Below are 7,127 nucleotides of genomic sequence, written 5' to 3'. Positions count from 1 at the left end.
GTATGTGCCGGAGGTGGAGTACCGCCGCGTGTGCGTCAGTTGAACGGGTCGAGCGTGATGTAAGCCGTCTGCGGGGAGCCGTCGTGGACGAGCGACTCGTGGTGGCCGACGTCGTCGAAGGCGAAGGCGTACGCCTTGCCGTCGGCCATCTGGGCGTGGATCTTCCGGGCGTAGTGGTTGGTCACCGCGTCCTGGTAGAAACCGGCCGAACTCGCGTCGGGCTGACTGGAGTTGGTCAGGAGGGTGGAGCGGTTGTAGCCGGCGCACAGGGTACGGGAGATCGGGCCGCGCACCTGGTCGTTCGGCGCGTCCAGGAACTTGTGGCAGCCGAAGACGCTGTCGGCGTCCGGCTTCTGGAAGGTGGTGACGACCGCGCCGGCACTGTTGGTGAAGTTCATGACGTTGCCGGAGACCCTGCCGTAGTACCTGGTGGCGGGCTGGTCCGCGAACGGTGTCACCGTGAGTGTGGAGGTGGCGTACTTGCTCCACACGCGGTTGACGTAGTCGTCCATGACGGTGCTCGGCAGGACGCCGGACCCGATGCCGTGGCCGGGCGAGAGGGCGCGCAGGATCGTGCCGTCGGACCGGGTGCGGATGAGGTTGGCCCAGCCGCCGGGCTGTGCCTTCAGTGAGTTGAAGAACCCGGCGTAGCCGCCCGCCTTCAGGTGCCCGGTGTTCTTGACGGCGCCCGAGGTGTTCTTGACGCCGACCGCGTACGGGGCCGAGAACATGTCCACCTGCGTGCTGTTGATCCACAGCCCGGCATCGTTCAGCGTGTACTCGGTCCAGTTGAAGAGGATGTTCGCGTTGGGGTCGGAGGGGTTCTGCACGGCGGGCTGCACGAGACCGCCGGTGGTCAGCTTGAACACGAGCTTCTGGCCGTACGAGAAGTAGACCCGGCCGGAGAACTTCGGCATCCGGAGCGTCATCGACTGCCCGTTGGCCGGTCCGGCGATGGACGCGTCGGGTGCCGGACTCGGCGGGTTGCCACCGGCGGGCCAGGCGTGGAACGTGCCGTTCGCGTCTGCCCAGCCCTGCTGACCGGTCGAGAGCAGGGTCCCGATGTTGTAGACGTAGATCTGGTCACCGCGCCCGGAGTTGTTCCTGAACTCCAGCGGGATGGTGGTGGGCACCGCGGCTTCGGCGCGGGACGACACCGGCCCCGCGACCGTGAGCCCCGTGGCGACGGCCGCGGCGGCGACCAGGGATACCAGCACCTTCCGTACTTTTCGCACCTTCCGTACTTTTCGTATGGCAAACACGCTCGTCCTCCTCGTGTCGCTTGCCTGGCGCTCGCTTGAGAGCGCTCTCAGGCTGCTCCCGTGAGCGGAACACGTCAAGGTCTAGACCAAGAGGAGTTTCTTGAGGGCGATGGTGGGGCCGTCGGATCCCGCGCCGTAGCTCTCGGCGCCCTAGCCTCCGGTGTTCTCCGGGTTCTCCGGGTTCTCCTCAAGGAGGCTGTGCCGTTCCACCAGCCAGCTGATGGCGGTGAGGCGGCACACCGCGTAGTCGTGCCCGACGGGTTCGCGCCAGTCGAGTTCGTCGAGCGCGTCGAGGAACCCGAGGGCGTAGTCGGCGAGGTGTTCGCGGTGCGGCTGCCGGGGGACGAGCCCGGGGCCGCCGCCCGCCTCCAGCCGCTCTCTTATCTCGGCGACGTGCTGGTCCACGGCGGCCGTGAAGGCGGGCTCGAACGCGAACTCCGCGAAACGGGGCGCGAACGCGCTGCTGATCCTGGCCAAGGGGGACATCGCTCCACGGTATGGGGGAGGAGGGGGAGGTTGGAGGGGTGTATGTCATGGTTTCCGTCACACCGGCTCCTTGCTCTCGCACTCGAACCAGACGGTCTTTCCGGTACGTGTGGGATGCGTGGGCAGGCTGTACCAGCCCCAGCGGTCGGTGACGGCCTGGACGATCAGCAGTCCGCGCCCGCCTTCTTCGTCCACAGCTGTGGAAAGCTCCGGACCCCGCGGTTCCGTGTCGGTGACCTCGACGAGGACCCCGCCGGGCCGCCGCAGCATCAGTACGGTGGCCCGCCGGTCGGGGACATGCCGTACGACGTTCGACACCAGCTCGGTCAGGGCGAGGGTGGCGGAGTCGGCGAGGTCGGACATGCCCCAGGCGGCGAGATACGCCCGCAGGATGCACCGCAGGTGCCGGGCCGAGTGGTCACCGAGGGTGAAGTTCATGCCGTACCTCGGCCCAAGTGGGCTTTCGTCCAGGTCGGTTGCGTCAATTGCGTCAGTTGCGTGATTCACGTCACCAGAGTGAGGTGGTCTGGTTACGCTGGGCTACCTCGTGAAACCAACGACGCGAAGCGTCAGCTTGGGGGTGGCCCGCCGTGCCCAACATCCGCGAACTCGACCCCAGTGCGTCTCCGCTGGACTACTTCGGCTTCGAGCTGCGCAGGAAGAGAGAGGAAGCGGGCCTCACCCAGGGGGAGTTGGGTGCGTGCATCTTCTGTACGGGGTCCCTGGTGGGCCAGGTCGAGACGGCGAGGAAGGTTCCCACCAGGGAGTTCGCGGAGCGGGTGGACGCTGCGCTGGGAACGGACGGGGAGTTCTCGCGGTTGGTGGGGTTGGTGCTGCGCAGCCAACTGCCATCGTGGTTTCAGGCGTACGCGGAGATGGAGGCGAGGGCCACCTATATTTCTTCGTACCAGGCTCAGTTGATCGACGGCCTTCTGCAAACGGAGGCGTATGCGCGCGCGGTGCTGGGGGTCCGAGGTGGTGACGATCTCGATGCGAGGGTGGCCGCGCGGCTGGACCGGCAGCGCATCCTGGCGCGGCAGGAGCCGCCGCTGGCGTGGGTGGTGCTGAGCGAGGCGGTGCTATACCAGGCGGTCGGTGGCCAGGAGGTCATGCGAGAACAACTGGCCCACCTGTTGGACTTCTCGGCCGACGGGTGGACGCAGATTCAGGTGCTGCCCTTCGGCGCGGGCCAACACCCGGGAATGATGGGCGCGTTCAACCTGCTGCGCTTCGACAGCGATCCGGATCTGGTCTACACGGAAGACTTCGTCCAGGGTCACATGACCGCCGATCCGAGCAAGTTCAGGGAAGGCTCCCTCCGTTACGATCAACTGAAGGCTGCCGCCCTCTCGGTTGGCGACTCGGCGGCGCTGATCGCGCGCGTAGTGGAGGAACGGTATGGGCATCAACCAGAACCTGTCGGCCGCGCGGTGGCGTAAGTCCAGCTACAGCGGCGACACGGGCGGGCAGTGCGTCGAATGTGCGCCGCTTGGCACCGCAGCCTGGCGCAAGTCCTCGTACAGCGGCGACACCGGTGGCGAGTGTGTCGAAGTAGCCGTAACCCCTTCCGCCCCCCACATCGCGATCCGCGACTCAAAGGCCCCCGACCTGGGCGCTCTCACGCTCACGCCGGAGGCCTTCGTCGCGTTCGTCAGCTGGTCAGGATGACGAGTTGCTGGGTCGCCCGGGTCATCGCGACATAGCGATCGACCGCCCCCTCGATCCCCTCGCCGAACTTCTCGGGGTCGACGACGACCACCAGGTCGAATTCGAGGCCCTTCGACAGTGACGGGGTCAACGACCGGACGCGTGACGTCGTCGCCGTGAACCCGGGGTCCCCGATGACGCAGGCGATGCCGTCGGCGTGTGAGGCGAGCCAGGTGTCCAGGAGCGCGTCCAGCTCGGACACCGAACCGTGGACAACAGGAACCCCGCCGCTGCGGATCGAGGTCGGCACGTTGGCGTCGGGGAGGGCCGCCCGGATGACCGGCTCGGCCTCCGCCATGATCTCCTCCGGCGTGCGGTAGTTGATGCTGAGGGAGGCCAGGGTGACGCGGTCGAGCCCGATCCGCTCCAGCCGTTCCTCCCACGACTCCGTGAACCCGTGCCGGGCCTGGGCGCGGTCCCCGACGATGGTGAAACTCCGGGACGGGCACCGCAACAGCAGCATCTGCCACTCCGCGTCGGTCAGTTCCTGGGCCTCGTCCACGACGATGTGCGCGAACGGACCGGCGAGCAGGTCCGGGTCCGTGACGGCCAGTTCGGACTCGTCGACCAGGCTGACCCTGGCGTCCTGGCCGCGCAGCATGCGCACCAGACCCACGCCCTCGTCACCGTCCGCGCCGGAGGCGGACGCGGCGTCGATCAGGTTGTCGACGACCTGGGTCATCCGCTCCCGCTGGGCCGCGAGGACACTCTCGTGCCGACGCTTTCGCCGGGCCGCCTCCGGGTCGCCGAGGCGCTGGCGTGCCGCGTCCAGGATCGGCAGATCGGACACGGTCCAGGCGTGGGCGTTCGCGCGCTGCAGCTTCCGTACCTCGTCGGGGCTCAGCCAGGGCGCGCACATCCGCAGGTAGGCGGGCACGGACCACAGGTCTCCGACCAGGTCGGCCGCTTCGAGCAGCGGCCACGCGCGGTTGAAGGCGGTGACCAACTCCCGGTCCTGCGCGAGCGACTTGCGCAGCTGGGCGGGTGAGACACCGTGGTCGCCGTCGTGGTCGCCGCTGTCGTGCTTCTCCGCGAGGATCGTGAGGAGTTCCTCCCAGACCTGGTCGCGGGCCTCGTTGTGCGGCACGCCGGGTGCCGCTTCGAAGGCCACGGCCCAGTCGCCGGCGGTCAGCCGGACGTCGGACCAGGGGGTGGTGACCGTCAGACCCTGGGTGGGTGGCTCCTCGTAGAACGCGACGGCCTTCTCCACCGCCTTCACCAGGTCCGCGGACGACTTCAGACGGGCCACGTCCGGGTCGGCCTCGACCGCCGCCGACGCGCCCTCGTCGACGAGGTCCCGCAGGGTGCAGGTCTGCACACCCTCCTCGCCGAGACTGGGCAGGACATCGGCGACGTACGCCAGGTAGGGCCGGTGCGGGCCGACGAACAGGACGCCGCCACGGCGGTGACCGAGGCGCGGGTCGGCGTAGAGAAGGTAGGCGGAGCGGTGCAGGGCGACGACGGTCTTGCCGGTACCAGGACCGCCGTCCACGACGAGCGCGCCGCGCGAACCGGCGCGGATGATGGCGTCCTGGTCGGCCTGGATGGTGCCGAGCACGTCCCGCATGCGCGGCGAACGGTTGCCGCCCAGGCTGGCGATGAACGCGGACTGGTCGTCGAGGGCGGCGGCGTGCCCGTCGAACCCGTCCGAGGCGAACACCTCGTCCCAGTAGTCGCTGATCCGGCCGTCGGTCCAGCGGTACCGGCGGCGGCCGGCCAGGCCCATGGGGTTGCCGTGGGTGGCGCCGAAGAACGGCTCGGCGGCGGGGGAGCGCCAGTCGAGCAGCAGCCGACGGCCCGTGGAGTCGGTGAGGCCGAGCCGTCCGACGTACACGGCCTGCTCGGGGTCGTCCGCGCTGACCATGTGGCCGAGACACAGGTCGAGGCCGAAGCGGCGCAGCGCGCGCAGGCGAGAGGTCAGGCGGTGGATCTCGGTGTCCCGGTCCATCGCGTCGCGGCCGGTGCCGCCGGGTGCCCTGCGCTCGGTGTCGAGACGGTCGGACAGTTCGGCGATCGACTGCTCCAGACACTCCGCGACGGCGGCGAAGTGCCGCTCGTCACGGGCGATCAGCTTCGGGTCGGCCTTGCGGGAGAGACGGTCGGGGAGAGCGAAAGCGCTGGTGGTGGACCTGGCGGTGGACGTGGTGGCGCTCCTGGTCGTGGACGTGATGGTGTTCCTGGTGGTGCTCTGGGAGTGCATGGCGTCAGCTCCGATCCGAGGTGTCTCGGCCGATCGTGTCGAGCAGGAGCTTCGCGGCGACCGTCGCGCCGTCGGTGCGGATCGTGGCGGCGAGGGCGGTGGCCCGCGCGTGGGTCTCCGGGGCCAGGGCGATGCCGAGCGCGGCGGACAGTGACTCGAAGGTCGGCGTCGGGCCGTCGTGCGCCGCGCCGATGCCCAACTCGGCGACCCGGGCTGCCCAGTAGGGCTGGTCCACGAGCTGCGGTACGACCACCTGGGGCGCTCCGGCCCGGGCGGCGGTCGTCGTCGTACCCGCGCCGCCGTGATGCACGACGGCGGCCACCCGGGGGAACAGCGCCTGGTGGTTGACGTCGCCGACGGCGAGGCAGTCGTCCTGGTCGTCGATCAGGGCGAGGTCGGCCCAGCCCCGCCCGACGAGTACGCGCCGCCCCTGCGCGCGTACCGCCCGGGCGGACACCTGGGCGACGTCCGCCGACTCCCGCATGGGCATGCTGCCGAAGCCCACGTACACGGGCGGTTCACCGGCCTCCAGGAACGCCAACAGGTCGGCGGACAGGGGCCGTTCGTCGGGCAGGATCCACGCGCCGGTCTGTACGACGTTCAACTTGGCTGCGTCCGCAGGGGACTTCGGCCAGGGGCCCAGGACCGGGTCCGCCGCCAGCAACGGCCGGTCGGTGAGGACATGGCGGAGGGTGTCCTCCACGACCGTCTGGCCGATCGACATCCGGTGGGTGTTGATCCCCGGCCCGTACAGGACGTCGAAGCTCTCGGCGGTCAGATCCCACAGCACCCGGTTGTCGGTCTCGTCCGGCGGGAACGGCCGCCCCGGCAGCGCGTGCGGCCTGTGGTGGGGCGACGGCAGCATGGTCGGGAAGCAGGCGACGTAGCGGAAGGGGATGCCCAGCTTCTCGGCCACCGACCGGGCGGCGCCCACCGCCGGGACGAGCCCGGTCGCCACCACCGCGTCGCATCCCCCGGCCGCCGTCACGAGCGCCTCGTACTGCGCGGCGGTCAACGCGGCGGCGCGCTGCGGCAGGGCCTCCGGTGTCATCGGCACCGCCTTGGTCACCACCGTGCGCACCGGCTCGGCGGCCGGCACGAACTCCACGCCGACCCCGGCGAGCAGCTTCGCGAACTCCTCGTCCGAGGGCGCGCACACCCGCACCTCGGCACCGAGTTCCCGCAACGCCACCGCGAGGGCGGCCATCGGCTGGACATCCCCGCGCGACCCGTAGGTCGACAACAGAACACGCACTTCGAGACTCCCCGTTTCCGCGAATTTCCGGCTCAGGCGGGAGATTCTGCGGCACCCGGGGGGTCTTGCCGCAAGCCCCCCGGTGCGCTATACATTGAATAAGGCAAGGGGTTCACGACTCCTTGCCTTTGCGTTTTCCCGCCCCCACCAGCCCGCAATGGAAGAGAAATTCCATTGACAGGCCGGTTACGTGTGCGGCATTTGGGAGAAACATCCG

7 protein-coding genes are annotated in these 7,127 nt (G+C 69.5%); 2 read left to right on the top strand and 5 right to left on the bottom strand.

Annotation, left to right across the window (positions count from 1 at the left end):
* Window positions 1-35: 35 nt before the first annotated feature.
* From IEY89_RS23220 to IEY89_RS23210, 3 genes are all read right to left on the bottom strand, one after another.
* The gene (locus tag IEY89_RS23220; RefSeq protein WP_229695382.1) at window positions 36-1,217 is read right to left on the bottom strand and encodes a glycoside hydrolase family 64 protein; all 1,182 of its coding nucleotides are present in this window, start codon (window positions 1,215-1,217) and stop codon (window positions 36-38) included.
* 195 nt (window positions 1,218-1,412) lie between these two features.
* On the bottom strand, window positions 1,413-1,748 hold the full coding sequence (locus IEY89_RS23215; RefSeq protein ID WP_189149403.1) for a DUF6401 family natural product biosynthesis protein: 336 nt from the start codon (window positions 1,746-1,748) through the stop codon (window positions 1,413-1,415).
* 57 nt (window positions 1,749-1,805) lie between these two features.
* Window positions 1,806-2,186 (bottom strand): ATP-binding protein, encoded by a 381-nt coding sequence (locus IEY89_RS23210; protein WP_189149402.1) that lies wholly within the window; start codon window positions 2,184-2,186, stop codon window positions 1,806-1,808.
* A gap of 152 nt (window positions 2,187-2,338) precedes the next feature.
* On the opposite strand from IEY89_RS23210, the gene IEY89_RS23205 reads away from it, so the two are divergent.
* Window positions 2,339-3,187, top strand: a complete 849-nt coding sequence (locus IEY89_RS23205) for a helix-turn-helix domain-containing protein (protein ID WP_189149401.1) — start codon at window positions 2,339-2,341, stop codon at window positions 3,185-3,187.
* Window positions 3,147-3,416, top strand: a complete 270-nt coding sequence (locus tag IEY89_RS23200; RefSeq protein WP_189149400.1) for a DUF397 domain-containing protein — start codon at window positions 3,147-3,149, stop codon at window positions 3,414-3,416. Before IEY89_RS23205 ends, IEY89_RS23200 begins: the two co-directional genes overlap by 41 nt.
* Here IEY89_RS23200 and helR read toward each other — a convergent pair.
* Both helR and IEY89_RS23190 read right to left on the bottom strand, forming a co-directional pair.
* Window positions 3,400-5,655, bottom strand: coding sequence for an RNA polymerase recycling motor ATPase HelR (gene helR, locus IEY89_RS23195; RefSeq protein ID WP_229695381.1), 2,256 nt, complete (start codon window positions 5,653-5,655; stop codon window positions 3,400-3,402). The two genes, IEY89_RS23200 and helR, sit on opposite strands and share 17 nt — an antisense overlap.
* A gap of 4 nt (window positions 5,656-5,659) precedes the next feature.
* On the bottom strand, window positions 5,660-6,910 hold the full coding sequence (locus tag IEY89_RS23190) for a glycosyltransferase (protein WP_189149399.1): 1,251 nt from the start codon (window positions 6,908-6,910) through the stop codon (window positions 5,660-5,662).
* Window positions 6,911-7,127: the final 217 nt, after the last annotated feature.

It is taken from the genome of Streptomyces lacrimifluminis, from assembly GCF_014646095.1.
Classification (GTDB): domain Bacteria; phylum Actinomycetota; class Actinomycetes; order Streptomycetales; family Streptomycetaceae; genus Streptomyces; species Streptomyces lacrimifluminis.
The sequence above is the reverse complement of the archived record's forward strand: the minus strand, read 5'-3'. Positions and strand labels throughout refer to the sequence as shown.